Source organism: Pseudomonas sp. p99-361 (genome assembly GCF_003935475.1).
Taxonomy (GTDB): Bacteria; Pseudomonadota; Gammaproteobacteria; order Pseudomonadales; family Pseudomonadaceae; genus Aquipseudomonas; species Aquipseudomonas juntendi.
In genome coordinates, this window is the sequence record NZ_RHQO01000033.1 from 1 (window position 1) to 24,821 (window position 24,821).

Genomic DNA, 24,821 nt, shown 5'->3' on the forward strand with positions numbered 1-24,821 from the left:
TGGCCCGAAACAAACGTAGGAGCGAGCGCAGCTCGCGATTGCGCCGCGCGGGCGGCGCTCGCTCTAACAGGCGCTGCATATCTTGTGGCAAACACCTGTCAGCCCTGATGCGATCCCCGTGGGAGCTGGCTTGCCGGCGATAGGGCCGGTGAATTTTCGCAGCGTTCTGACTCAGTGGACCGCCACATCCTGCCGCCCTGCCCAGCCCTGGCTGCGTGCCCGGTACTGCCGCGGTGCAATGGCGAACAACTCACGAAAGCGCCGGTAGAAATGCGGGAAGCTGACAAACCCGCTGGCCACCGCCACTTCGGTCAACGACTTGTTGGTGTGTTGCAACAGCTGCCGCGCATGGGTCAGGCGCAGCTCCAGGTAATACCGTGGCGGCGTGGCCTGCACATGGCGGTGGAACAAGCGTTCCAGGTGCCGGCGGGACAACTCCGCATGTTCAGCGATCTCGTCGATACCGATCGGGTCTTCGATATTGGCATGCATCAGCTCCAGCGCCAGGCGCACGCCGTGAGGCATGCCAGGGTCAATGTCCGCCACGCCGGCCGCAGTGTCATTTGCCACCCGCGAACGGTCGCACGCCAGCATCTGTTCCACGGCCCGCCGCAACGGCACCCCACCCGCCTGCTCAAGCATGGCCAGCATCATGTCCAGCGCGCTGCAGGCACCTGCGCAGCTCATGCGCCTGCGGTCCAGCACATGGGCCTGGCGGCTGATCCGCACCTTGGGGTAGAGCTCGTTCATCATCGCCCGGACATCAGGGTGAAAGGCGAAGTCGTGGTCATTGAGCAAACCTGCCTCGGCCAGGAAGTAGGCACCGTTCCACAAGCCGCCCAACTGGCAGCCCTGCTGGTCGGCCTGGCGCAGTTTGGCACGCAACTGGGGGGCCGCTTGCAGGCGCACGCGTAAACCGCCGCACACCAGCAGGCAACCCAGGCCTTGCACCTGCAAATCGCTTAGCTGGGTGTTGACCGGCAAGGCAATGCCCAGGTCGCTCATCACCTGCGGCCCCTCGCCCACCACCTCGACCTGGAACAACGGCGTGGCGCTCATCAGGTTGGCGGTCACCAGGCTGTCCATTGCAGCGGTGAAGGCCATCATCGAGGAGTGTTCACGCAGAACGAAGGCCACCCGCTGGCAGGGCATTGGCAGTGAAGTGCGAAAGCCGGGCTCCAGATGGGCCAGGTTGGTGTTCTTGAGGATGCTTTCGAAGTGGCTCATGGCTATTAACTCAACAGCGAGAATCGCATTGGCCGCTTCGCGGGCTTGCCCGCTCCCACAGGCATTGCACAGTGTTCAGAACCTGTGGCGGACCTGTGGGAGCGGGCGAGCCCGCGAAAAAGCCAACGCTGATGGATCAGGTTACTGACCGGCCTGGGCCGCTGCATCACGCGAGGCTTGCAGCCACTGGTCAAACTGCTGACGGTGGGCGGCAACCCATTCCTTGGCATGGCGGGTAATCAATCTGGTCACCACGCAGAACTTCCTGTCGATGGAGCCGGGGGTGCGGCCTGACATCTACATCACCAAGCTGGGCAAGGTGCAGGCTGGGTACAGCTCGCACCCGCTCAACCATGACGTGATCTACCCGGTGTGCACCCCACAGTACCTGGCCCGGCACCCCGAAGTGCAGACGCTGCAAGGCTTGCGCGATGGCACCCTACTCAACCTCAGCCCTTATGGGCGTTCGCAGGTGGCCGAACATGTCGACTGGAACGTCTGGCTGGCCTTCCACGACGTTGACCTGAAAAGCCGCGCCAATACCGCACCGCACTTCTTCAACGCCAACGACTACAACCTGCTGGTGCAACTGGCCCTTGGCAACCAGGGCGTAGCGCTGGGCTGGCACCACCTGGTGGCACAACTGGTCGCCCAGGGGCTGCTGGTGCGCCCGGTGCAAGAGGAGTTGGTGCTCAAGGACACCTTCCACTTCCTGGCCTTCAACGAAGACAAGGAACATGAGCCCAGTTGCCTGCGCTTGCGCGACTGGTTGCTCGAAGAGTTCCAGCCCTTGCTGGAATCACTGGGCAGCAGCTGAGCCGCTGTTTCACAGGCGCGCAACGGCTGGCACTGCCCACCCGCTCACTGCGGTAACAGCTTGCAACCAGTCCAGCGCACCATTGAGGCACTTTCCTCACACGCACGCCCCGGCATCTGTTAAAAAGCCCACATGCCCACCCTTTTCCTCTCCCACCTACGCCGCCGCTGGCTGACCTGGTTGTGTGCCACCTTGCTGGTGATCGGCCTGCCCAGCAGTTGCGCGGTGCTCCAGCACAAAGAGCGCGAACTGGTGTTCCGCATCGAACCTGGGCAGGCCAGCTGGTTCCGTGGCCTGCCCAGCGGTGTGCAGGAGCTTGACCTGCGGCCGCGCAGTTTCGCTGCCAATCAGAGCCTGCACGCCTGGTGGTGGCCGGCCAGGCGCGCCAATGCCCCGGCCATCCTCTACCTGCATGGGGTGCGCTGGAACCTGACCGGGCAGTTGTTCCGCATCGAGCAGTTGCATGCCATGGGCTACTCGGTGCTGGCCGTGGACTACCGCGGCTTTGGCCAGAGTCGCGGCGGGCTGCCCTCCGAGGCCACTGTCTATGAAGACGCGCACATCGCCTGGGAGCGCTTCGCTCAGTTGCAACCCGACGCGGGCAAACGGCTGATCTTCGGCCATTCGCTGGGCGGTGCGGTGGCCGTGGAACTGGCCCGCGCGCTGGCAGCCGAAGCACGCCAGGGCGGTGCCGCGGCCCCGGCGCGTGGGTTGATACTGGAATCGACATTCACCTCGTTGGGCGATGTCGCCGCTGCGGTAGCCAATACGTCACTGCCGGTGCGTTGGTTGCTGTCGCAGAAGTTCGACTCGCTGGGCAAGATCCAGGATATCGGCTTGCCCGTGCTGCTGGTGCACGGGCTGGATGACCGCTTCGTGCCAGCGCGTTTCAGCCAGCAGCTGTACGAGGCGGCCCGGCAGCCCAAAACCCTGCTGCTGGTACCGGGGGCCAGCCACAACAACAGCATGAGCCTGGCCGGGCCGCGTTATCGGCAAGCGATCCAGGCGCTGCTCTGAAAGCGTTACTGGCCGCTCCTACCAAGGCCAATACAACAGCCAAAGTCACTGTACGGGCAGGAAGTTCATCAGCAGCAGGCTCTGTGCATAGTTCAATCCGATCCGCCGATACCGCTCGTCCAGCAACTCTGCCAGCAAATCCAGGCGCGCCACGATCTTCCCGAACTCCACGGCGAAACTCAGGTTGCTGCCCTCTTCGGAAATCTCGTTGGAAAACAGCAGCAACACGCCATTGGCATCTTGCCGCTGGCTCAACATCCAGGTGGCCTTTTCGATATTGCGCGCGGCGTTGTTGATGAACAGCGGGTCGATCGTGTCGGTCATGTAGAACTCGGTGCGCCCGCCGTGAGCGGTGATCAGCATGCTGCCGATGGCATAGATGAAGGCGCCGACGCGGTCACCGCGAAACTCCGGGCTCAACGCGTAACTCAAGGCTGCCAGGTCGCGACGGTTGCCCAGCTGCGCCAGCGGCTGGCGGTGTTCGATGGCCTTGCGGATCTGCCGCTCGGCAGTGGCGGCGTCGACGTACCCCGACAGCTTCAACTGGTTGGGGTTGCGCAGGTACAGCTTGTTCATCAGCAGGTACAGGCTTTGCAGGTTGTCGCGCATCGACAACGTGGCCAGGCGGTCGACACTGGTCTGGAACAGTTCGCTGGGCTTGCCGTCGGCAAACTGGTCGAGCATGTCGCGGCCCTGTTCCTGGGTGCAGGCACACAGGCAGGTGAGCACGCCTGCCAGCAGCACGCGGGGAATCAGATGAGGGTAGCTTGCAACCATCGGCACCGGGTCGATATTCGGCGGCCGCATCGGGGATCGATGTGGCCTGGCCAAGCATAGAGCGCGGAAATGGCAAAAAGTGCAGTGTAAAGGCCGCCGCAGGCCCGGCGGCGTACCCTCACATGGCGTGGCGCAACTTCTCCACCATCTGCGCGTGCAGCGCCGGGTCGCCACAGGCCACTACACAGCCGCCGTGCTGCGCCGAACTGCCATCCCAGGCGCTGATCACCCCACCCGCCCCTTCGATGATCGGCATCAGCGCCTGTACGTCATAGGGTTGCAAGCTGGCCTCCACGATCACATCGACGAACCCCGACGCCAGCATGCAGTAGGCATAGCAATCGCCGCCGTAGCGCATCAGCCGCGCCTGCCCGGCTACCGCCTCGAACGCGGCCTTGCGCTCGGCTGTGTCGAACATGTCGGGGGTGGTGCACATCAGCGTGGCCGTAGCCAGGTCGGCGCAGGCGCGGGTACGCAAGGGTGTAGCGTTGCGCCAGGCCCCCTCGGGGGTGCCAATGAAACGCTCGCCGGTAAAGGGCTGGTTCATCACCCCCAGTACCGGGCGGGTACCGTCGTTCAGCGCAATCAACGTTCCCCACAATGGCAGGCCAGTGATGAAGGCACGGGTGCCGTCGATGGGGTCGAGCACCCAGGTCAGCGGGCTGCTGCCCACCGCCACCCCGGCCTCTTCGCCAAGAATGCCGTGGTCCGGGTAACGCGCCTGGATCAACGCGCGCATCGCATCCTCGGCCGCCTTGTCGGCCACCGTCACCGGGTCGTACAGGCGCCCCCCCTTGTCCTCGACGTCCAGGCTGGCACGAAAGTACGGCTTGATGGCCAGTGCAGCGGCGTCGGCCAGTTGCTCGGCGAATGTACGCAACTCACCAATCTGTGGGGCACTCAGGGACATTGGGAACAGGCCTCGTGACAGTTATGAAGATCGGCATCATACCTGACAACCTGTATTGCACCAGCCGCGTGCGCAACGTGCCTGGCCGATGCTGCCGATGCTGCTTCATCCATGAATCCCAGGGAGTTGCAGGGGCTTTAAAGTTAATGCATCTGGTAATGATTCGTAGTAGCCTTAATTCTTTTCGTCACCCTTCTCTAGCGCCCTACTTCAGGATCGTCCCGTCGATGCGTCGCACGTTCGTTTCGCTTTGTGTGCTTCATGCTGTCTCCCCAATGGCCCTCGCCGAGCCCGAACCGCTCAGCGACCCGGCCCAGATCGAACTCCAGGCCCTGAGCATCACTGGCACAGCCGACAGCGAACGGGCTGATGGCCCAGTGCTCGGCTACAAGGCCAACCGTTCCGCCAGTGCCACCCGCACCGACACCGCGCTGCACGAAACACCGCAGTCGGTCAGCGTGGTGCCCAAGGCGGTGCTGCAAGACACCGGTGCCACGCGCCTGCAAGACGGCCTGGACTATGCCGGTGGCGTCGGCCGGGCCAACAACTTCGGTGGCCAGGGTCTTACCACCTTCACCGTGCGCGGCTTTACCACCGGCGAGTTCTACCGTAACGGTTTCCCGATCAACCGTGGTTACCCCAACGCACCAGACGCCAATACCGTCGAGCGGCTGGAGGTGATCCGCGGCCCGGCCAGCAGCCTGTACGGCCGTGGCGACCCCGGCGGCACCTTCAACGTGGTCAGCAAGCAGCCGCTACCAGAACCCAAGGTCACCCTGGGCAGCCAGTTCGACGACCAGGGCATGCACCGCGCTACCCTCGACGCCGCCGGCCCGCTGAACCAGGACGGCTCGCTGGCCTACCGCCTGAACCTGCTTGGCGAGGGCGGCGACAGTTTCCGTGATGATGTGCAAAGCGAGCGTTATGACGTGGCGCCAGTGCTCAGCTGGCAGGTCAACGACACGACCAAGGTCGTGTTCGAAGGCGACTTCATGCGCAACAACCACCCGCTGGACCGCGGCCTGACCCGCTACGCCACCCAGCGTGGCAGCGCCTCGCGCGACACCTATATCTGGGAAAAAGGCAGCGATAACCTGCTGCACAACGACAACAACATGGCGCAGGTGCGTTTCGAGCACCTGCTCAATGACAACTGGACGCTGGCGGGCGGGTTCCAGTTCCTCGATGGCTCACTCAAGGGCAATGCGGTCGAAGCCAACGGCGCGCCGCTGGATGGGCGAACGCTGGAGCGTAACTTCAACTACCGCAAGCTGGAGTGGACCGATCGCGACTGGCAGCTGAACCTGACCGGCTACTTCGACACCGGCGGCTTCAGCCACACCTTGCTGACAGGGGTGGAGTACGAGAACTATGACTACAACTCGATCATCCAGCGGTCCTCTGCGGTGGCGGGCACCTACCCCATCGACATCTACGACCCGGTGCTTGGCCAGCCACGGCCGGCGCTGACCCGCACCACGACCTGGGACAAGGAAAACCTGCAGACCTGGGCCTTCTTCATCCAGGACCAAGTGGCCCTGACCGAGCGATTGAAGGCTTTGGCAGGGGTACGCTTCGAGCGCTTCGAGCATGACTACGACAACAAGCTGGACAATGCCGGTGATTTCAGCAAAGGCGAAAACGGTGCTACGCCCCGGATTGGCCTGGTCTATGACCTCACCGACACGGTCGCCGTCTACGCCAACACCGCGCGCTCTTTCAAACCCAACACGGGAACCCCGGCCAGCGGCGGGGGCTTCGACCCGGAAAAGGGCAAGTCCTACGAACTGGGCGTGAAATGGGAAGCGCTCGACCGCCAGCTGAGTGTCGACGCAGCGGTCTACCACATCGTCAAGGAAAACGTGTTGACCCGCGACCCGGTGGACCCGAACTACAGCGTGGCGGCCGGCGAAGTGCGCAGCCGGGGCCTGGATATCAACGTTGCTGGCAATGTCACCCCCGAGTGGCGCGTCATTGGCGGCTACGCCTATGTGGATGCCGAAGTGACCAAGGACAACCGCCTGCCAACCGGCACGCGACTGGCCAATATCCCGCGCAACAGTTTCAGCCTGCTCAACACCTATGAGTTCCAGGACGGTGTCGCCAAGGGGCTTGGCTTGGGGCTTGGGGTGAAATACGTGGATGACCGCAACGGCCAGACCGAGGCGACCACCTACACCATGGAGCAATACACGGTGGTTGATCTGCTGACCTTCTACCAGGTCAACGACCATATACGCCTGAACCTGGATGTGAAGAACCTGTTCAACAAGGCGTACGACGAAGGCGCATTCAACCTGTATGCCTACCCGGGTGCGCCGCGTACGGTACAGGCTGGCGTCGCGTACACCTTCTGAACGGCTGGGGCTGCATAAGCAGCCCTAACTGTCAGAAACCTTTGCTGTAGAACAGCGAATACGACTCGATGCCGTCGTTGGGCTGCTTGATCCCGGCGTTGGAATAATGGATCGCACGCAGCCCGACCTTCTGCTCCCCTGGCAGTTTCAGGCCAAGGCCGATACGGTCCTCGAAGTTGACCGACGAACCCAGGCGCTGGTCGCCTACATCGGTCTTGGAGAACGCGGCCAGGCCGATGCCCGCTTCGATGTACGGGGTGTAGGTGAAACCGCTGAATTCATAGGTGAACACCGGGCTGAACGACAGCGAATGGGCGCCACTGGCGTCGCCGCCCTCCCAGTAGGTGTAGCCGGCGTCCCAGTAACCGCTGACATAGCCGATGTCGCTTTGCAGCCACTTCTTGTCCCAGTCGAACGACATACCAATGCGGTAGGTCATGTCGCCCTGGCTGGTAACGCCCACGGCGCCGGACACCTGCGCGGCCTGGGCCGTGCCAGCGCCGGCAAGTGCCAGCACGGCAACGGCCAGCGATGCTGCGAGACGGGTTTTCATCTACGACTCTCCTGATGGTCTACACGGCAAGCGGGGGCTGTAGCCCCTCGATTAATTGGCGACCGGTTCATCCCGACCGGTCACACGAGGTAATACTTTTCTGATTATTGTCCGATAATCAGAAAGTTGGAAGTAAATTGCCATTATTGCTCATACACCGTTGCGGTGTGAGGCGCTACCACAGCGCGAGCGCCGTACAGACGTGCGGACTAGACGTAGACTAGTAGTTGTAAATCATTGGTTTGCGTTCTTTTCTTCAAGCAGTTTCACGAACATGCTCAAGCTGCGTGATACCGTGCCACGGCGCCACACCAGCCAGGTTTTCAGGTAGCGGAAGTCTTCCGACATGGGCCAGGCACTGACCGTGCTGCAGCCCGGCATGTTGTCGAGCATGCTGCGCGGCAGCATGGCCAGGCCGGCCCCGGCACTGACGCAGGCGAGCATGCCGTGGTACGACTCCATTTCATGGATCTTGCCGGGAACCGCCTGGTCCTGGACGAACCAGTTTTCGAAGTGATGCCGGTACGAACAGTTGGCCCGGAACGCGTAGATGTTTTCGCCGTTGACGTCCTGGGCGCGGGTCACCGGGGCATGATTGAGCGGTGCGATGACCATCATCTCTTCCTCGAACACCGGTATGCCCTCCAACGTGGGGTGCAACACCGGGCCATCGACGAACGCAGCCACCAGCCGGCCAGACAACACCCCCTCGAGCATGGTCCCTGAAGGGCCGGTGGACAGGTCCAGGTCCACCTTGGGGTAGCGCTGGTTGTAGGCCGCCAGCAAGGCCGGGATGCGCACGGCTGCGGTGCTTTCCAGCGAGCCCAGGGCGAAGGTGCCCTGCGGGTCTTCACCGGCCACGGTCAGGCGGGCCTCGTGCACCAGGTCGAGAATGCGCCGGGTGTATTCCAGGAAGTTCCAACCCGCGGGTGACAGGCGCAAGCGGCTTTTCTCGCGGATGAACAGTTCCACACCCAGGTCTTCTTCCAGCTGCTTGATGCGCGTGGTCAGGTTGGAAGGCACCCGATGGATATGCTGCGCGGCAGCGCTGATGCTGCCCTGCTCTGCCACGGCCTTGAAGATCTCCAGTTGCACCAGGTCCACAGCCTTTCTCCAAACGTGAATGTTTCGCTCATTATTATTCAGTTTTCATTAAAGCCATAGCCCACTAGTCTGGCTCCACTGTTCAATAACGACGAGAGTGCCCTGCCATGAGTGCGATCAGCAGCCTGACCCACGCCATCTCCCTCGATCCGTACACCGGCGAGCAGATCGGCGCCTACCCGTTCGACACCGACGCCGCACTGGAAGCGGCGCTGCAGCGTGCCAAGGCCGGCTACCGCCAGTGGCGCCAAGTGTCGCTGGGTCAGCGCAGCGAGTACCTGCTCGCCTTGGCCAGCACCCTTGAAGCCAAGGCCGAGGCCTTCGCGCAGATGATCAGCCGTGAAATCGGCAAGCCCATCGCCCAGGCCCGCGGCGAAGTCGCCAAATGCGTTGGCCTGTGCCGCTGGTATGCCGAGCATGGCCCCGCGATGCTGGCCGCCGAGCCTACCCAGGTCGAAAAGGCCCGCATCGAATACCGCCCGCTGGGCCCTATCCTGGCGGTGATGCCCTGGAACTTCCCGGTCTGGCAGGTACTGCGCGGCGCCGTGCCGGCGATCCTGGCCGGCAATACCTACGTGCTCAAGCACGCGCCGAACGTAATGGGCAGCGCCTACCTGCTGGGTGAACTGTTCAAGGATGCCGGCCTGCCGCAAGGCGTTTTCGAAGTGCTGAACGTGACCCCGGAGGGCGTCACCCGCGCCATCAACGACCCGCGCATTGCCGCGGTGACCCTGACCGGTAGCGTGCGTGCCGGCATGGCGATCGGTGCCCAGGCCGGTGCCGCACTGAAAAAATGCGTGCTCGAACTCGGCGGTTCCGACCCGTTCATCGTACTGGCTGACGCCGACCTGGACGCCGCCGTCCAGGCAGCCGTCATCGGTCGCTACCAGAACACCGGCCAGGTCTGCGCAGCGGCCAAGCGCATGATCGTGGAAGCAAGCATTGCCGACGCGTTCACCCGCAAGTTCGTCGAGGCAACCCGGCAGCTGAACATGGGCAACCCGCTGCAGGAAGACACCTACATCGGCCCCATGGCCCGCTACGACCTGCGCGACGAGCTGGATGGCCAGGTACAGGCGACGCTGGCCGAGGGTGCCACCCTGCTGCTGGGCGGCCACAAGGTCGAAGGCGTTGCCAACTTCTATGCCCCGACCGTGTTCGCCAATGTGACCCCGGACATGACAGCATTCAAGCAAGAGCTGTTCGGCCCGGTGGCGGCGATCATCACGGCCCGTGACGCCGAGCATGCCGTGGAGCTGGCCAACGACAGCGAGTTCGGCCTGGCGGCGACCATTTACACCGCCGACTATGCGCTGGCCGAGCGCATGACTGCCGCGCTGGATACCGGCGGCGTGTTCATCAATGGTTACTGCGCATCCGACCCCCGCGTGGCGTTCGGCGGCGTGAAGAAAAGCGGCTTCGGGCGCGAGCTGTCGCACTTTGGTGTGCGGGAGTTCACCAATGCCCAGACCGTGTGGCTGGACCGGAACTGAGCCCAGTCAGGCAGGGGCTGCGTTGCAGCCCCTGCCAACCTCAATCGCGCAACTGGTCCTCGACCCAGTCCAGCATCCCCCCCGGCACGATCAGCTCATGCCGCGCCCGTGAACAGGCGGTGTACAAACCTGCCAGCAGGCGCGCCCGTTCATTGCGGTTACCGGCCACCTGCGGCGTGACCATCAGCTCGGGCGACACCATCACCCGGGCAAACTCCATGTTCTTCACATCCCTTACCCGCCCGAGGAACAGCTTTGGCGCCTTGGTCCAGCGGTAACGGCTCTTTGCCTGGGCAAAGTGCTGCGGGGTGTAGCCCTTGCGCAGCAGGTTGGCCACCGCGACGAATGCCTTGTCCTCACCCTTGTCCTGCTCCAGCGCCTGCCAGCTGGCATAGCGGAACAGCATCGGGTGACGAGGCCGGGTGCCATGGCGGTACAGCTCGATGCAATCCTCCACGAACAGTTCGAAGTCCTTGCGCGCGCTTTGCAGCAGCACGAACGGCACGCCCTGGTGCGTCAGGCGCTGGAACCAGCCAAACAGCCCCCACTCGTCATCGACGATCAACGCGGTGGGCTGTTCCGGCACCGTGACCGCATCGAAGAAGCTGACCCGGGTGTAGTGCTCGGCGCTCCCACTGAAGGCCGCCTGGATCGATGCCGGGTGCGCCTGTATCAGCGGGTTGAGCACGTTGTCCATCGCCGGCCCTGCGCGCAGCGAGTGGTCGATGCAGCGCTGGCGGATGAAGCTGCCATGGTGCGCACTGAGGCCGTTCAGGTTCTGCAGTTCGTCACCGAGGGCGATGACCGCTTGCGGGCTGCGGTCAAGTACGGCAAGCATCGGTGCCGACAACTCGTGCGCCTCGTCGACGATGACGTGGGTGTAGCCGCTGTCAATCACCAGGCCGGTCAGCGCCAGCAGCTTGACCCGGTGGTAGTCACGTACCGGCAACTGGATTTCCCGCGCTGACGGGCGAATCAGCTCCTGCCAGTACAGCCGTGCCTTTTCCAGCAACACTTCCTGGTCCAGCGGCGATGTGCCCGGCCCGGCCCAGGGCACATGGTGCAACTGCACCTGCGCGTCGGCACTGTGGCAAAACGCCCGCACCGCGCGGATGCACAAGGTAACCACGTCGCGTGCGGCAAGCGGGCCAATGTCGGGTATGGCCAGCCAGCGCACCACCTGCGCCTCTTGCGGGCGCCACGAGCGCTTGGTGCGGTAAGGGTCGCGCAGGCGCCAGCCGTTGCTGGTCAGGTCGCGGTTCAACAGCTCGTCGGCCAACTGACCGAAGGTCAGCGCGGTGTAGGCTGCGGCATCCTTGACCCGCGCCTGCAGCGCACGCAACTGGCCCTCGGTCAAGGCCAGCAACAAGGTGCGCTGCGGCTCCAGCAACCGGGCGAACTGGTGGATCAGAAAGGTCTTGCCGGTACCGGCAAAGCCCTGCACGGCGACCGATTCGTCGATACCCCCCAGAAATTCACGCAACAGCCGGTTCTGCTGGTCGCTGAGCATCAGGTCGCTGGCCAGGGCCGGCAGGTGCACGGGGTGCAGCGGCGTGGCGCGCTGGCGATAGCGGTCGGCGAACTGGAAATTCCACTGCCCCTCGTCGTCCTGCAATTCATCTGCGCTGTACGCCACTTCGCCACTGAGCAGCGCAATGCCGTTTTCGCCCAGCATGCCCAGGCCCATGGCGAAGGCTTCACGGTCGAAGTGCTGCGCCACCTGCCCCTGGAAGCGCCCAGGCGCGGCACGTTCAACGTCGTTGGCGATCCGCACGATCTCGGCAAAGCGGCGTTCCTGAGCATCGGCCGAGGCAGTCGCCGGTTGGCGAGGCAGGTTTTGCACGAACAACACCGCAGCGGCCTGGAGCAGGCTGGCGCTGCTGAAGAAGTCGGTGAAGGGAACACTGGCGAGGCTGTCAGCCTGGTCACTGGGCAAAGGCAGGTAGAACATCGGCACCTCGGGTCGAAACAGGCTGGCACGATAGCAATTTTCGGCGCCGGCTGCTGGACTTGCGGGCCGGCGGTTCAGCGCTTGACGCGCTTGAGTGTCTCGCTCGGAAATTCCTTGAACAATTGCCGGTAACTCTCTGAAAACCTTCCCAAATGCCAGAACGACCAACGCATCGCCACTTCTGCCACGGTCACGCCACCGCCCCGCAACAGATCGCGCCGCGCCCCGTTGAGCCGGCGCAACCGCAACCAGTGCGCGGGCGGCATGCCGGTGTAGGCCTTGAAGGCCTGCTGCAACTGGCGCAGCGACACGCCCGCCACCGCCGCCAGTTCCACCAGGTTCAAGGTTTCTTCCGGGCAGTCAGCCGCCCACTCGCTGACCCGGTGCATGATCGCCCGCTCCTCGTCCCGCCGGCCCATGGCCATGCCCTGCAAGCGCTGGCAGGCATTGTCGAGGATGAACAGGCAGTCCTCCAGCAACTGCTCCGCCAACGCCTGCCCCTGCAACGGGCACCCAGCCTCGCCCAGGCGGGTCAGGGTGGCACTGAGCCAACTGCCGAACAACGCATTCTGGCCACTGCCCAGCGGCACCATGAACAAACCGTCAAGCCTGCGGGGGTCCAGGCCGTGGCTGGCGAGAAACGCCTGGTCGAACACGACGGCGACTTCCTGGTAATTCTCTGGCGTGATCCAGATGTTGCGGCTCTGCTCGTTGAGCAGGTAAAGGCTGTTTTCGCTCTGGTCGAAGCAGAACGCCAGCGACCCGCTCGGCGCCCGGAAGAATTGCTCGACCCGGGTGTTGAGGCGTTCTTCGTAGACTTGCACGCCGTCAAGCCCCAGGCAGCGCAACTGGCCGCTGAAATGGCCCGGCGACATCTGCCGGTACTGCTGCTGCCAACCGGGGGTGATGCGAACCTGCTCGGACACATCCGAGGTGTGGAAAGCTTGTACCTGCAAGGCGTTGGGCGTTGTCACGCTTTGTCCTGATTGCACTCTTTTGGTGCATTGAATGCCGAAGAAAGTGGATAGATGGCGATGGGCTGCCGAGCCCAAGATAGCCTCCAGCGTGTCACCTGGGAAGCGCGATGCCCTTGAAGCTGTGCAACGGCTTTGGCGGGTGCAGCGGCTCCCACATAAAAAAACCAACCAAGAGGTCTGTATGAACGCCCCCTTCGATCAGCTCTCCACCTGGCTGAAAGAACACCGGATCACCGAAGTAGAATGCGTGATCAGCGACCTGACCGGCATCGCCCGCGGCAAGATCGCACCGACCGCCAAGTTCCTTCACGAACGTGGCATGCGCTTGCCCGAGAGCGTGCTGCTGCAAACGGTCACCGGCGACTACGTTGACGACGATATCTATTACAACCTGCTCGATGCGGCTGACATCGACATGGTCTGCCGCCCCGACCCGAGCGCTGTGTACCAGATCCCGTGGGCCATCGAACCTACCGCGATCGTGATCCACGATACCTTCGACAAGCAAGGCAACCCCATCGAGCTGTCGCCGCGCAACGTGCTGAAGAAAGTGCTCAAGCTTTACGCTGACAAGGGCTGGCAACCCATTGTCGCGCCAGAGATGGAGTTCTACCTGACCAAGCGCTGCGAAGACCCGGACCTGCCGCTGCAAGTGCCACTGGGGCGTTCCGGCCGGGCCGAAAGCGGCCGGCAGTCGTTCTCGATCGATGCCGCCAACGAATTCGACCCGCTGTTCGAGGACGTGTATGACTGGTGTGAAATCCAGGGCCTGGACCTGGACACGCTGATCCACGAAGACGGCCCGGCGCAGATGGAGATCAACTTCCGCCACGGCGACGCGCTGGACCTGGCCGACCAGATCACCGTGTTCAAGCGCACCATGCGTGAGGCTGCGCTCAAGCACAACGTGGCTGCGACGTTCATGGCCAAGCCGATCACCGACGAGCCGGGCAGTGCCATGCACCTGCACCAGAGCGTGGTCGACATCGCCACCGGCAAGCCGATCTTCGCCAACGACGACGGCAGCATGAGCCCGTTGTTCCTGCACCACATCGGTGGGTTGCAGAAGTACATCCCCAAGCTGCTGCCGATGTTCGCCCCCAACGTCAATTCGTTCCGCCGCTTCCTGCCGGACACCTCGGCACCGGTCAACGTCGAGTGGGGTGAAGAAAACCGCACCGCCGGTTTGCGCGTCCCCACCTCCAGCCCGGAAGCGATGCGCGTGGAAAACCGCCTGCCCGGCGCGGATGCCAACCCTTACCTGGCGATCGCTGCCAGCCTGCTGTGCGGCTACCTGGGCATGGTCGAGCAGATCGACCCGAGCGCCCCGGTGCAGGGCCGCGCCTACGAGCGGCGCAACCTGCGCCTGCCCATCACCATCGAAGATGCGCTGCAGCACATGGAAGACTGCGAGACCGTGCAGCAGTACCTGGGCAAGCAGTTCGTGCAGGGTTACGTGGCGGTCAAACGGGCCGAGCACGAGAACTACAAGCGCGTGATCAGCTCGTGGGAGCGCGAGTTCCTGATGCTGAGCGTCTGAGCCGCCCTGGGGGCTGTGCAGCCCCCACCACACCTGAACTCGTAGAACAAAACCAACGAGGTGTTCCCATGCGTCATCTGCAAGCCCTGATCCCCGCGGCATTCACCCTGCTGTTCGCCACCACCAGCCACGCCACACCCACTGTAAGCGTGTACAACTGGACCGACTACATCGGTGACACCACCCTGGCCGACTTCCAGGCCAGCAGCGGCATCAAGGTGGTTTATGACGTGTTCGACTCCAACGAAACCCTTGAAGGCAAGCTGCTGGCGGGGCGCACCGGCTACGACGTGGTAGTGCCCTCCAACCATTTTCTGGCCCGCCAGGCCCAGGCCGGTGCATTCTTGCCGCTGGACCGCAGCAAACTGCCGAACTGGAAGCACCTGGACCCCAAGCTGCTCAAGCAGCTTGAGCAGAACGACCCGGGCAACCAGTATGCGGTGCCCTACCTGTGGGGCACCAATGGCATCGGCTATAACGTGGAAAAGGTCAAGGCTGCATTGGGCGTAGACCGCATCGATTCCTGGGCGGTGCTGTTCGAGCCCGAGAACCTGAAAAAGCTCAAGCAGTGCGGCGTGGCCTTCATGGACTCGCCCGATGAACTGTTCCCCGCCGTGCTCAACTACCTGGGCATGGACCCGCGTAGCGAAAAGCCGGCCGACTACGCCAAGGCCGAGGCGCGCTTGCTTGAGCTGCGCCCGTACATCACCTATTTCCACTCCTCCAAGTATGTTTCCGACCTTGCCAACGGGAATATCTGCGTAGCGTTCGGTTATTCCGGTGACGTGTTCCAGGCGGCCAACCGCGCCGTGGAAGCGAAGAACGGCGTGAAGGTCGCCTACAGCATTCCCAAGGAAGGCAGCAACCTGTGGTTCGACCTGCTGGCCATTCCGAAGGATGCGAACAACCCGGAGCAGGCGCTGGCCTTCATCAACTACCTGCTCGACCCCAAGGTGATCGCCAAGGTCAGCGCCACGGTCGGCTATGCCAACGCCAACCCGGACGCCAAGGCCTACATGGATGCCGCGCTGGTGGACAACCCCGAGATCTACCCCCCGCAGGAGGTACTGGACAAGCTGTACATTTCCAGTACTCCCAGCCCGAAGATCATGCGCGTCATGACCCGCTCCTGGAGCAAGATCAAGTCCAACCGCTGAGCCGAGACCCTCTATGTCATTCAATACCCAACACACCGCTTCGTACTATGCAGCCACTGCGCGCGATGCGGCCCCCTACCCCAGCCTCGACGCTGACCTGAGCGCTGATGTGTGTGTGGTCGGGGGTGGGCTGACCGGGGTCAATACGGCGCTGGAGCTGGCCGAGCGTGGTCTGTCGGTGGTGCTGCTGGAGGGGCGGCGCACCGGCTGGGGTGCCAGTGGCCGCAACGGCGGCCAGCTGATTCGCGGCATCGGCCATGATGTCAGTGGTTTTGCCCGGCATGTCGGCCAGGATGGCGTGCGCTACCTCCAGCAGGCCGGCATCGACTCGGTGGCGCTGGTCGCCGCGCGCATCGCCCGCTACGACATTGCCTGTGACCTGCGCTGGGGCTTTTGCGAACTGGCCAACACGCCCGCGCAGTTCGACGCCTTCAAGGATGAACTGCAAGACCTGGCAGCGCTAGGTTACCGCCACGAAACACGCCTGGTCGCAAGCGGGCAGTTGCATGAGATCGTCGCCAGCGACCGGTACGCCGGCGGCCTGGTGGACATGGGTTCAGGGCACCTGCACCCGCTCGACCTGGTTCAGGGCGAGGCCCGCGCCGCCCATACCCTGGGCGTGCGCATTTTCGAGCAAAGCCCGGTGTTGCGTATCGAGCATGGGCCCAGCGTTACCGTGCATACCGCCCACGGCAGCGTGCGCGCGGGCCGCCTGGTGCTGGGCTGCAACGCCCACCTGGACGACCTGGAACCGCGGCTGAGTGGCAAGGTGCTGCCAGCCGGCAGTTACGTGGTGGCCACCGAACCGCTGCCCGAAACACTGGCGAGCCGCTTGATCCCGCAGAACATGGCACTGTGCGATCAGAAAGTCGGCCTGGATTACTACCGCCTCACCGCGGATCGCCGCCTGTTGTTCGGCGGCGCCTGCCACTATTCCGGCCGCGACCCCAAGGACATCGCCGGCTATATGCGGCCGAAGGTGCTGAAGGTATTCCCGCAACTGGCCGATGTGCGCATCGACTACCAGTGGGGTGGCATGATCGGCATCACCGCCAACCGCTTTCCCCAGGTCGGGCGCTTGAGCCAACACCCCAACGTGTATTACGCCCAGGGCTATTCCGGGCACGGGCTGAACGTGACTCACTGGACAGCCAAGCTGCTGGCGGAAAGCATCGCCCTGGGCCACAGCCACGGCCTGGATGTGTTCAGTGCAGTGCCGCATCTGACGTTCCCCGGTGGCAAGGCACTGCGCTCGCCACTGCTGGCGCTGGGGATGTTGTGGTACCGGTTACGTGAGGTGTTGGGCTAGCAATGTGTGGGTGTTATTTGCCAAAAGATATGCATCGCCTGGGAGATCGAGCGCCGCCCGCGCGGCGCATCGCGAGATGCGCTCGCTCCTACGCTTGTTTCGGGCCAGTAACCCCTGTGCCAGGTGCGCGCGACCGCCTTGTTTGTAGGGCGCGACATTGAGGCATGCGCCAGGGCGTTCGAGCGCAAATCCCACAGGCATAATTGGCCCGAAACAAACGTAGGAGCGAGCGCAGCTCGCGATGCGCCGCGCGGGCGGCGCTCGATCTCCCAGGCGCTGCACATCTTGTGTCAAACACGCGTCAGCCCTCATACGATCCCTACGGGAGCTGGGCTTGAACGGCGATGAACTGCAAAGCAGCCCCCTACCCCCCGCATTAGCTCAACATTCGACGAATGCAACCGCCAGGCCGCCGCGCGAAGTTTCCTTGTAGTTGGCATGCATGTCCGCCCCGGTATCACGCAAGGTGCGGATTACCCGGTCGAGCGAAATGAAATGCTCGCCATCGCCCCGCAGTGCCATTTGCACCGCATTGATCGCTTTCACGGCAGCGATGGCATTGCGTTCGATGCACGGCACTTGCACCAGGCCACCGACCGGGTCGCAGGTCAGCCCAAGGTTGTGTTCCAGGGCAATTTCGGCAGCGTTTTCCAGTTGCGCCGGTGTCGCGCCCAGCACCTGGGCCAGGCCGGCGGCCGCCATCGAGCAGGCAGACCCGACCTCCCCCTGGCAGCCGACCTCGGCGCCGGAAATGGAGGCGTTCTTTTTGCACAGGATGCCAACCGCAGCCGCGGCAAGCAGGAAGTCCACGACATCCGCGTCGCAGGCACCAGGGTTGAACTTCATGTAGTAGTGCAGTACCGCCGGGATGATACCGGCTGCACCGTTGGTAGGTGCAGTGACCATGCGCCCGCCAGCGGCGTTCTCTTCGTTGACCGCCAGGGCGTACAGGTTGACCCACTCCATGGCGCCGAGCGTCGACCCGATCACATTAGGCTTGCCCAGTTCCTGCAAGCTACGGTGCAGCCGCGCCGCACGGCGTTTGACGTGCAAACCGCCGGGCAGAATGCCCTCGTTGCGCAGGCCGTTGTCCACGCACTCACGCATCGCGGCCCAAATGCGCAGCAGGCCGTCGCGCACCTCGGCTTCCGGGCGCCAGGCGCACTCGTTGGCCATCATCAGTTGCGCCACACTCAAGCCGTGGGCCTGGCACAGCTTCAGCAACTGGGCACCACTGCCGAACTCGTAGGGCAGCACGGCGGCGTTCTCTGCAGTTTTCGGCGCATCGACTTCGGCCTGTTCGACGATGAACCCACCGCCTACCGAATAATAGGTCTGGCACAACAGGCTATTTTGCCCGTGCATGGCTTCTACGCGCATGGCGTTGGGGTGGTACGGCAGGTTTTCGTCGAGCAGCAGCATGTCTTGCGCATACTCGAACGCCACGGGGTGGCTGCCGTCCAGCATCAGGCAGTGTTCCTGCAGCACCTGACCGATGCGCGATTCGATGGTGGCCGGGTCGATACGGTCTGGCCATTGCCCCATCAAGCCCAACAGGCAGGCACGGTCGGTGGCATGACCAACGCCGGTCGCCGACAGCGAGCCATACAGGCGCACTTCAACGCGCGTCACCCGCCCCAGCAAGCCCTGCTCGCGCAGGGCCTGGGCAAAGGTCGCAGCCGCGCGCATCGGGCCGACGGTGTGGGAGCTGGACGGGCCGATGCCGATTTTGAAAAGGTCGAAAACACTGATAGCCATACTAATGCCTGACCATGCGCTGATAGGTAGCCAGTGCACGGGTATCTGGAGAAATTGGGCGCTGCTGCGATTTTGCGCGATACTGACGCTGTGCGATTGAAATGACCAACGAAACTTCCTAAGCAAGGCTTTAGCAGGACTAAACGATGCGACGCCAACTCAACGGCCAGATGTTTGTTTGGCTGCACGTTTTTGCCTGCGCCGCCAGGCACCTGTCCTTTACCCGCTGTGCAGAGGAACTGCACATCACCCCCGGGGCGGTCAGCCAACAGATGCGCCAGCTGGAGGAGCGCCTGGGTTACCGGCTGTTTCTGCGCCGGGCACGGGGCGTGGAACTGAGCGCCGAAGGCCAGCGACTGGCGCAGACCGTGACCGACGCCTACGGCAGCATCGAGGCAGAGCTGCTACGCCTGGATGCCGGCGAGATTCGTGGCACTTTGCGGGTGCGCTCCATCCCCTCGTTCCTGGCCAAGTGGCTGACGCCGCGCTTGCCGCGTTTCCAGCAGCGCTACCCGGACATCGAACTGCGCCTGGTGGCCGAAGACAGTGCCCAGGCCTTGACCCCGGGCGACTTCGACCTGGCCATCGACCTCAACGATGGCAGCTACCCGGGCATGCTCTCCACGCCGCTGCTGGACGAGCAGATCTTTCCCGTATGCGCGCCCTCACTGCTGCGTGGGCGCCCCCCGCTGCACGGGCCGGCCGACCTGGTGCACTACCCGCTGCTGCACGACATCACCGCCTGGCGTGGCAGTTCGGAATATGCCGAATGGGAGTTCTACCTGGACGGGATCGGCGCCACGGGGTTGGACGTACGCCGCGGGCACACCTTCAACCGCAACCACCTGACCATCGAAGCGGCGATTGCCGGTATCGGTGTCGCCATTGCCCGGCGCACGCTACTCAACGATGAACTGGAACGCGGCGCGCTGATCGTGCCGTTTGGCGTACCGATCGCCAACCACAAACGCTACGTGGTGCATTACCCGCCCGGCGGGTTGACCCAGCCGGGCGCGCGGGCGGTACATGACTGGCTGGTGGAAGAAGCACGGGGGTTTCGCGAATTGCACCCGTTGAATACCGCATGAGCCCTGTTCTGCAACCTGCCGTATGACAATCAATAGGCCTGTTTACCGGTGAACGCATTCAACGTGCGTACCAGAATCACGAAATCCAGCCACAACGACCAGTTGTTGATGTACTCGATGTCGGAGTCCACCCGCTGGATCATCTGTTCGATGTCCTTGGTCTCGCCACGGAACCCGCGCACCTGGGCCAGGCCGGTCATGCCCGGCTTGATGTTGTGGCGAGCGAAGTAATCCACGATGTCCTGGGAATACAAAGTGTCGTGCTGCAAGGCATGCGGCCGTGGCCCGACCAGCGACATTTCGCCGGTCAGCACATTGAACAGCTGCGGCAGTTCATCGAGGCTGGTACGGCGGATGAAGGCCCCAACCCGAGTCAACCGCGGGTCGTTTTTCTGGGCTTGCTGCACCACACCGCCTTCGGGCTGGTGCACATGCATGCTTCTGAATTTCCAGATACGAAACGCCTCACCCGTCCAGCCGGTACGTTCCTGGCGGAAAAACACCGGGCCGCGGCTGTCGAGCTTGATGGCCAGGGCAACGGCCAGCAATACCGGCGACGCACACAGCAGGATCAGCGCGGCCAGTACCCGGTCCTCGAGGTTTTTCAGGAACAGGCTCATGCCTGTGAGCGGGGTTTCCGACAAGGTCAGCACCGGAATGCCGGCAATTTCCCGCACGCTGTGGTTGATCAGGCGCAACGAGAAGATATCCGGTACCCAGTTCACCGCGATGCACTTATCGAGCAGCTTGAAGTACACGTCGTTGATCACTTCCGAGCCGCCCAGCGGGGTCACCAGGTAGACCGTGCGGATGCCGTGGCGGGCGACCAGATCGTCAAGCTCGGCAATATGCCCGAGCACCGGCAGGCGCTGCTTGCCCTCGGCGCCCTCGCCTGCTTGCGGTTCAACCTTGTCGACCAGTACACACCCCAGCACCCGCTCGCCAAACCACGGGTTGCTGCTGATTTTCTGGTAAAGGAAGTTGGCCAGGTCACCATTGCCAATGATCAGGGCATTGTCCAGGCGTGCATGTGCGGTGAAACGCTTCTGCAGCTCACGCACGGCGAAGTGCAGGAACAACTGGGCGAAGTAACCGATGACGAACAGCTGGCCAACCAGCAGCCGGGAGTAGGTTTCGCTCTGTTTGGTCAGGAATGCCATGACCACCAGAAAGCAGAACGTGGCCGACCAGGCCTTGAACAGGCGAAAGGCCTTGATCGAAAGCCCGACGTTGGTACGGTAGATCGCGTAATGATCATAGATGACCGCCAGTGCGCCGATCAGCAACAGCAGCATGATCACGTAATCGGAGGTGATGTAGCCGAACTGGTCATAGATCAGGTACCAGGCGATACCCGTCACGGCAATGCCGTCGAGGCCGGCCTGGATGGCGTTGCTGACACTGCTTCGGCGCTGGAGTAAGGAACGACTGCTTCTGGGTTCGAAAACCATTTCAGACCTCATCAATTGGAGCGTGGCAAGTGCCTTACAGCCAACAACCAGTCTTGAATCACAGCCCTGCAGCGCCGCACGCGGCGAAGCGCGCAGCGTCCAAACCATTGATATCACTGTAGCAGCCAGCTGCCACAGGCGGGCCCGGAATACGTGCTGCCACAGCTTTTGGCCGATTCACAGCGTGCGCCTGGCCGCAGCGCTCGCCCGCCGATACAGCAACGTGCGCAGCAGAAACAGCGGGTTGCCCACCACGTAGCGCATGAACAGGCGCCTGGGCTCACGGCACAGCCGATACAACCACTCGCCGCCAACCGCCCGCAGCCAGCCGGGGGCGCGGCTGACCTTGCCGCCCAGAAAGTCCAGGATCGCCCCACCACACACGATCAGGCAGGGGCCGCTGATGCCGGCCAACTGTGCGGCGACCGCTTCCTGCTTGGGCATGCCCATGCCCAGCACGATCAGTTCGGGTTGATGCTCGCGCGCCAATTGCAAGTAGGTATCGACAGTGGCAAAGCCGTCGTGAACCGACACCGGCGCCACGCCGAAGGTGTCGGCGCAGTGCTGCACCGCCTGGCGCAGATAGGGTTGCCGCGTGCCCCAGAAGGCCACCTTGCGCCCCCGGTAGGCCGCCAGCAGCCTGGGAATGAAATCGGTACCGTTCATGTTCAGGCCAGGCTCCAGGCCCAGGCGGCGGTAAAGGATCGCCATGCCGGAGCCATCGCGCAGCAACACATCGGCTGCCCACAGTGCCTGGCAATAACCCCCGTCGCGCACCACCAGGTTCATTGCGTGGGCATTGACGAACCCCAGCACCGTCGCTTCGTTCGGGGTTGTAAGGTGCTCGAGCAGGCGCTGCACGGCGTTTTCGTCGGCGACCACATACAGCTGCCCGACCAGGCGCCCCCAGCGTTGCTGCCATTGCCGCTGGCTCATCAGTCGTCATCCCGTTTCGAGCGCACCCATTCGACCTGGCGCTTGATCAGAAAGCCCAGGTAGAGGGGGATTTTCCTGGCTGCGTAGAACGGTGCGTACAGCAACACCGAGAACGGTATCAGCTCCCGACAGAAGCGCGCCCAGGCCACCACCACTGCCACGCCGAGCAACCCCAGCCCCAGCAGGGCGAACCCTGCAGGTGCCGCCAGCCCGGTTACCAGGTAAACCAGCCAGGTCAGCAGGTTGAACCCCAGCAGCGCCAACACCAGCAACGCCAAGGGTGATACCACCAGGTCCAGGGTCATCGCCGCGAGGGCACCATTGCGCTGGGTGATGGCAGCCAGCGCCCGCTTGGGCCCATCGGTCAGCATCAACCCCAGGTGGCCGTGCTCCCAGCGCGTACGCTGGCTGTTGAGCCCTTGCGGGCTGAGCGGGAACTGGCTGGTCACCAAGGCTTCGGGGCAGAACAGCGGTGGCTTGCCTTGCTGGCAAAGATCCAGCCCGAGCTTCACATCCTCGACCAGATGGCCGTTGGCCAGGTTGACCTGGCGCAGGTCGTGCCAGCCGAAGGCCATGCCGGCGCCCATCAACTGGCAAGGCAAGCCCAACCGCGCCCAGCCACGCGGGCGAACCAGGTTCTTCACCCGCCAGGCAAATTCGGCGACCTGCACTTTCAGCCCGGCCCCTACGGGTGCCCGCATCAGGTACAGCGCCTGCACCGGGCGCGCCGTTTCACGGCAACGCCGAGCCAGGATATCGATGGCGCCCTCGCCGACCTGGCAATCGGCATCCACCACGATCACTACCTCAGGGGGCTGGCGCGCCAGATGGCGCACGCCGAAGTCCAGGGCATAGCCTTTGCCGCGCAGCTGGGCGTCATACCGCTCCACCACTTCGGCCCCCGCTTCGCGGGCCAGCTGCGCCGTGGTGTCGGAACAGTTGTCGGCCACTACCAGCAAGCGGTCACCCTCGAGCAGTTGCGGCACGATGCTCGCCAGGCTGGCCTGGATGATCGAGGCCTCGTTGTGCGCCGGCACCAGCACCGCAAGCGTTGGCCGCGCCGTGGTGCACGGTGGCGGCCTGCGTGCGGGCAGGCAAGCCAGCAATACCTGCAGCGAAAACACCAACACCGGCACCAGGACGATGACCGTCAGCAGGCCCAGCAACCACGCTAATACACTTATCATGCGAATGCCTTGAAGTAGCCGGCCAGCCTGGCCGCCTCGGTGTCGATGTCGTGCCGTTGCAGTACCCGTTCGTAGGCCGCCTGGCCCATGCGCTGCAACACCTCGGCAGGTTGCGCCAGGCACTCGGCCATGGCCGCTGCCAGCTCGTCCACCGCGCCTGCGGGGAACAGCCAGCCGTTCTCGCCGGGCCTGACCAGTTCCGGGATCCCGGCAACAAACGTGGTCAGCACCGGGCGGCGCAAGGCCATGGCCTCCATGATCACCACCGGCAGGCCCTCGGCAAAGCTGGGCAATACCAGAGCGCGGGCAGCGAGGATCTCGTCGCGCACCTGTGCACTGCTGATCCAGCCAGTAATGCGTACGTGCTGCTGCAGGCCGTGGCGGGCAATCAAGGCCTCGATCTGCTCGCGCATTTCACCGTCACCGGCCAGCACCAGCTCAAAAGCCTGCGACTGGGCCGCCAGCCGGCGCGCGGCCTCCAGCAGCAACAACTGGCCTTTCTGCTCACACAGGCGCCCAACGCACACCAGGCGTGGCGCCGCGGGCGCCTCTACCGCAGGCACCGCATGGAACGCGCGCTCCAGCCCACAATGCACCACCTTGACCTTGGCCCAGTGCTCGTGGGCCACCCAGCGCAGCAGCTGGCTGCGCCCATACGAGCTGACCGCCGCGACAAAAGCGGCGCGCCGGACCTTTTCCCCTAGGTGCAGGAACTGCGGCTTGTCGAACTCTTCGGGGCCGTGCACGGTGAAACTGTAGGCGGGCCCGCCCAGCATGTTGGCCAGCATGACCACTTCGGTAGAGTTGGTGCCAAAGTGCGCGTGCACATGCTGCGCCTGCCCTGCCTGCAGCCACTGCAGCACCTGGCAGGCTTCGGCCAGATACACCAGGTGATAGGGCCAGGCGCGGTCCGCCCGGCGGCCAAGCCGCAGTGCCAGCCACAGCGCCCGGCCAAAGCGCCGCGGCTGCGCGCGCAATACCTGCCACATGGGCCGCAACAGCTGTTTCAGCCCGCCTTGCAGCACGTAGCGGGTCTTGCCCCGCTCGGCCACGTCCTCGGCATCCTGCACCTCGGCGTCCCAACCACGCAGTGCCAGGCGCTGCACCTCTACCCCTTGGCGCTCCAGCGCCAGGATCTCGCGGCGGATAAAACTGTGGCTGACCTTCGGGTACTGATTGATGAAATAAGCAATGCGCATATGAACCCAGATC

At 63.6% G+C, this 24,821-nt stretch carries 19 protein-coding genes and 2 pseudogenes; 8 read left to right on the forward strand and 13 right to left on the reverse strand.

Annotated features, from left to right (window positions below):
* Positions 1-171 precede the first annotated feature (171 nt).
* Both EGJ22_RS15605 and proX read right to left on the reverse strand, forming a co-directional pair.
* Entirely contained in the window at positions 172-1,227 is a 1,056-nt protein-coding gene (locus EGJ22_RS15605) for a GlxA family transcriptional regulator (RefSeq protein ID WP_064314321.1), read from the reverse strand.
* Between the two features lie 141 nt (positions 1,228-1,368).
* A pseudogene (gene proX, locus EGJ22_RS26955) lies at positions 1,369-1,467 on the reverse strand (proline/glycine betaine ABC transporter substrate-binding protein ProX); the annotation flags it as partial.
* Here proX and EGJ22_RS15615 point away from each other — a divergent pair.
* Together EGJ22_RS15615 and EGJ22_RS15620 are read left to right on the forward strand one after the other, a co-directional pair.
* Positions 1,466-2,044: pseudogene (locus EGJ22_RS15615) on the forward strand (LysR substrate-binding domain-containing protein); the annotation flags it as partial. The pseudogenes proX and EGJ22_RS15615 sit on opposite strands and share 2 nt — an antisense overlap.
* Positions 2,045-2,176: 132 nt before the next feature.
* Positions 2,177-3,061 carry an alpha/beta hydrolase gene (locus EGJ22_RS15620; protein ID WP_029885446.1) on the forward strand — a complete coding sequence of 295 codons (885 nt, stop codon included), beginning with the start codon at positions 2,177-2,179 and terminating at the stop codon, positions 3,059-3,061.
* A 45-nt stretch (positions 3,062-3,106) separates the two neighbouring features.
* Here EGJ22_RS15620 and EGJ22_RS15625 read toward each other — a convergent pair whose 3' ends face one another.
* Entirely contained in the window at positions 3,107-3,868 is a 762-nt protein-coding gene (locus EGJ22_RS15625) for a hypothetical protein (RefSeq protein WP_371105798.1), read from the reverse strand.
* An 88-nt stretch (positions 3,869-3,956) separates the two neighbouring features.
* Complete coding sequence (hisN, locus tag EGJ22_RS15630) at positions 3,957-4,748, reverse strand: histidinol-phosphatase (RefSeq protein WP_009682763.1); 792 nt, start codon at positions 4,746-4,748, stop codon at positions 3,957-3,959.
* A 227-nt stretch (positions 4,749-4,975) separates the two neighbouring features.
* Between hisN and EGJ22_RS15635 the strand changes: the two genes are divergently transcribed.
* Positions 4,976-7,105, forward strand: a complete 2,130-nt coding sequence (locus EGJ22_RS15635) for a TonB-dependent siderophore receptor (RefSeq protein ID WP_009682762.1) — start codon at positions 4,976-4,978, stop codon at positions 7,103-7,105.
* Positions 7,106-7,136: 31 nt separating this feature from the next.
* On the opposite strand, the gene EGJ22_RS15640 is transcribed toward EGJ22_RS15635, so the two are convergent.
* Positions 7,137-7,658: an acyloxyacyl hydrolase gene (locus EGJ22_RS15640; protein ID WP_029885444.1), complete on the reverse strand. Its 522-nt coding sequence runs from the start codon at positions 7,656-7,658 to the stop codon at positions 7,137-7,139.
* A gap of 234 nt (positions 7,659-7,892) precedes the next feature.
* The gene (locus EGJ22_RS15645) at positions 7,893-8,762 is read right to left on the reverse strand and encodes a LysR family transcriptional regulator (RefSeq protein ID WP_029885443.1); all 870 of its coding nucleotides are present in this window, start codon (positions 8,760-8,762) and stop codon (positions 7,893-7,895) included.
* Between the two features lie 107 nt (positions 8,763-8,869).
* Between EGJ22_RS15645 and EGJ22_RS15650 the strand changes: the two genes are divergently transcribed.
* Positions 8,870-10,255, forward strand: coding sequence for an aldehyde dehydrogenase family protein (locus EGJ22_RS15650; RefSeq protein ID WP_009682759.1), 1,386 nt, complete (start codon positions 8,870-8,872; stop codon positions 10,253-10,255).
* Positions 10,256-10,295: 40 nt separating this feature from the next.
* On the opposite strand, the gene EGJ22_RS15655 is transcribed toward EGJ22_RS15650, so the two are convergent.
* Together EGJ22_RS15655 and EGJ22_RS15660 are read right to left on the reverse strand one after the other, a co-directional pair.
* The gene (locus EGJ22_RS15655) at positions 10,296-12,206 is read right to left on the reverse strand and encodes an AAA family ATPase (RefSeq protein ID WP_029885442.1); all 1,911 of its coding nucleotides are present in this window, start codon (positions 12,204-12,206) and stop codon (positions 10,296-10,298) included.
* A 74-nt stretch (positions 12,207-12,280) separates the two neighbouring features.
* Entirely contained in the window at positions 12,281-13,180 is a 900-nt protein-coding gene (locus EGJ22_RS15660) for a helix-turn-helix domain-containing protein (protein WP_029885441.1), read from the reverse strand.
* A gap of 184 nt (positions 13,181-13,364) precedes the next feature.
* On the opposite strand from EGJ22_RS15660, the gene EGJ22_RS15665 reads away from it, so the two are divergent.
* The 3 genes from EGJ22_RS15665 (at position 13,365) to EGJ22_RS15675 (ending at position 17,189) form a co-directional block, all read left to right on the forward strand.
* A complete protein-coding gene (locus EGJ22_RS15665) occupies positions 13,365-14,723 on the forward strand; it encodes a glutamine synthetase family protein (RefSeq protein ID WP_009682756.1) in 1,359 nt (452 codons plus the stop codon).
* Positions 14,724-14,791: 68 nt separating this feature from the next.
* Entirely contained in the window at positions 14,792-15,880 is a 1,089-nt protein-coding gene (locus EGJ22_RS15670) for a polyamine ABC transporter substrate-binding protein (protein ID WP_029885440.1), read from the forward strand.
* A gap of 13 nt (positions 15,881-15,893) precedes the next feature.
* Positions 15,894-17,189, forward strand: a complete 1,296-nt coding sequence (locus EGJ22_RS15675) for an FAD-binding oxidoreductase (protein ID WP_029885439.1) — start codon at positions 15,894-15,896, stop codon at positions 17,187-17,189.
* Positions 17,190-17,570: 381 nt separating this feature from the next.
* Here EGJ22_RS15675 and EGJ22_RS15680 read toward each other — a convergent pair whose 3' ends face one another.
* Complete coding sequence (locus tag EGJ22_RS15680) at positions 17,571-18,947, reverse strand: L-serine ammonia-lyase (protein ID WP_029885438.1); 1,377 nt, start codon at positions 18,945-18,947, stop codon at positions 17,571-17,573.
* 146 nt (positions 18,948-19,093) lie between these two features.
* Here EGJ22_RS15680 and EGJ22_RS15685 point away from each other — a divergent pair, with 146 nt between their 5' ends.
* Positions 19,094-20,035 (forward strand): LysR substrate-binding domain-containing protein, encoded by a 942-nt coding sequence (locus EGJ22_RS15685; RefSeq protein ID WP_009682752.1) that lies wholly within the window; start codon positions 19,094-19,096, stop codon positions 20,033-20,035.
* Positions 20,036-20,064: 29 nt separating this feature from the next.
* On the opposite strand, the gene EGJ22_RS15690 is transcribed toward EGJ22_RS15685, so the two are convergent.
* The 4 genes from EGJ22_RS15690 to EGJ22_RS15705 form a co-directional block, all read right to left on the reverse strand.
* Complete coding sequence (locus EGJ22_RS15690) at positions 20,065-21,486, reverse strand: undecaprenyl-phosphate glucose phosphotransferase (protein WP_029885437.1); 1,422 nt, start codon at positions 21,484-21,486, stop codon at positions 20,065-20,067.
* A 177-nt stretch (positions 21,487-21,663) separates the two neighbouring features.
* A complete protein-coding gene (locus EGJ22_RS15695) occupies positions 21,664-22,422 on the reverse strand; it encodes a WecB/TagA/CpsF family glycosyltransferase (protein WP_029885436.1) in 759 nt (252 codons plus the stop codon).
* Positions 22,422-23,609: a glycosyltransferase family 2 protein gene (locus EGJ22_RS15700; RefSeq protein WP_029885435.1), complete on the reverse strand. Its 1,188-nt coding sequence runs from the start codon at positions 23,607-23,609 to the stop codon at positions 22,422-22,424. The genes EGJ22_RS15695 and EGJ22_RS15700 overlap by 1 nt, the downstream gene beginning before the upstream one ends.
* Entirely contained in the window at positions 23,606-24,808 is a 1,203-nt protein-coding gene (locus EGJ22_RS15705) for a glycosyltransferase family 4 protein (RefSeq protein ID WP_009682748.1), read from the reverse strand. Before EGJ22_RS15705 ends, EGJ22_RS15700 begins: the two co-directional genes overlap by 4 nt.
* Positions 24,809-24,821: the final 13 nt, after the last annotated feature.

Excerpts from the sequence above, each read along its gene's own strand:
- EGJ22_RS15655 (WP_029885442.1), bottom strand. The coding sequence starts at position 12,206 with ATGTTCTACCTGCCTTTGCCCAGTGACCAGGCTGACAGCCTCGCCAGT.
- hisN (WP_009682763.1), bottom strand. The coding sequence starts at position 4,748 with ATGTCCCTGAGTGCCCCACAGATTGGTGAGTTGCGTACATTCGCCGAG.
- EGJ22_RS15680 (WP_029885438.1), bottom strand. The coding sequence starts at position 18,947 with ATGGCTATCAGTGTTTTCGACCTTTTCAAAATCGGCATCGGCCCGTCC.
- EGJ22_RS15625 (WP_371105798.1), bottom strand. The coding sequence starts at position 3,868 with ATGCGGCCGCCGAATATCGACCCGGTGCCGATGGTTGCAAGCTACCCT.
- EGJ22_RS15675 (WP_029885439.1), top strand. The coding sequence starts at position 15,894 with ATGTCATTCAATACCCAACACACCGCTTCGTACTATGCAGCCACTGCG.
- EGJ22_RS15620 (WP_029885446.1), top strand. The coding sequence starts at position 2,177 with ATGCCCACCCTTTTCCTCTCCCACCTACGCCGCCGCTGGCTGACCTGG.
- EGJ22_RS15685 (WP_009682752.1), top strand. The coding sequence starts at position 19,094 with ATGCGACGCCAACTCAACGGCCAGATGTTTGTTTGGCTGCACGTTTTT.
- EGJ22_RS15650 (WP_009682759.1), top strand. The coding sequence starts at position 8,870 with ATGAGTGCGATCAGCAGCCTGACCCACGCCATCTCCCTCGATCCGTAC.
- EGJ22_RS15700 (WP_029885435.1), bottom strand. The coding sequence starts at position 23,609 with ATGATAAGTGTATTAGCGTGGTTGCTGGGCCTGCTGACGGTCATCGTC.
- EGJ22_RS15665 (WP_009682756.1), top strand. The coding sequence starts at position 13,365 with ATGAACGCCCCCTTCGATCAGCTCTCCACCTGGCTGAAAGAACACCGG.
- EGJ22_RS15690 (WP_029885437.1), bottom strand. The coding sequence starts at position 21,486 with ATGGTTTTCGAACCCAGAAGCAGTCGTTCCTTACTCCAGCGCCGAAGC.
- EGJ22_RS15705 (WP_009682748.1), bottom strand. The coding sequence starts at position 24,808 with ATGCGCATTGCTTATTTCATCAATCAGTACCCGAAGGTCAGCCACAGT.
- EGJ22_RS15695 (WP_029885436.1), bottom strand. The coding sequence starts at position 22,422 with ATGAGCCAGCGGCAATGGCAGCAACGCTGGGGGCGCCTGGTCGGGCAG.
- EGJ22_RS15640 (WP_029885444.1), bottom strand. The coding sequence starts at position 7,658 with ATGAAAACCCGTCTCGCAGCATCGCTGGCCGTTGCCGTGCTGGCACTT.
- EGJ22_RS15635 (WP_009682762.1), top strand. The coding sequence starts at position 4,976 with ATGCGTCGCACGTTCGTTTCGCTTTGTGTGCTTCATGCTGTCTCCCCA.
- EGJ22_RS15605 (WP_064314321.1), bottom strand. The coding sequence starts at position 1,227 with ATGAGCCACTTCGAAAGCATCCTCAAGAACACCAACCTGGCCCATCTG.
- EGJ22_RS15670 (WP_029885440.1), top strand. The coding sequence starts at position 14,792 with ATGCGTCATCTGCAAGCCCTGATCCCCGCGGCATTCACCCTGCTGTTC.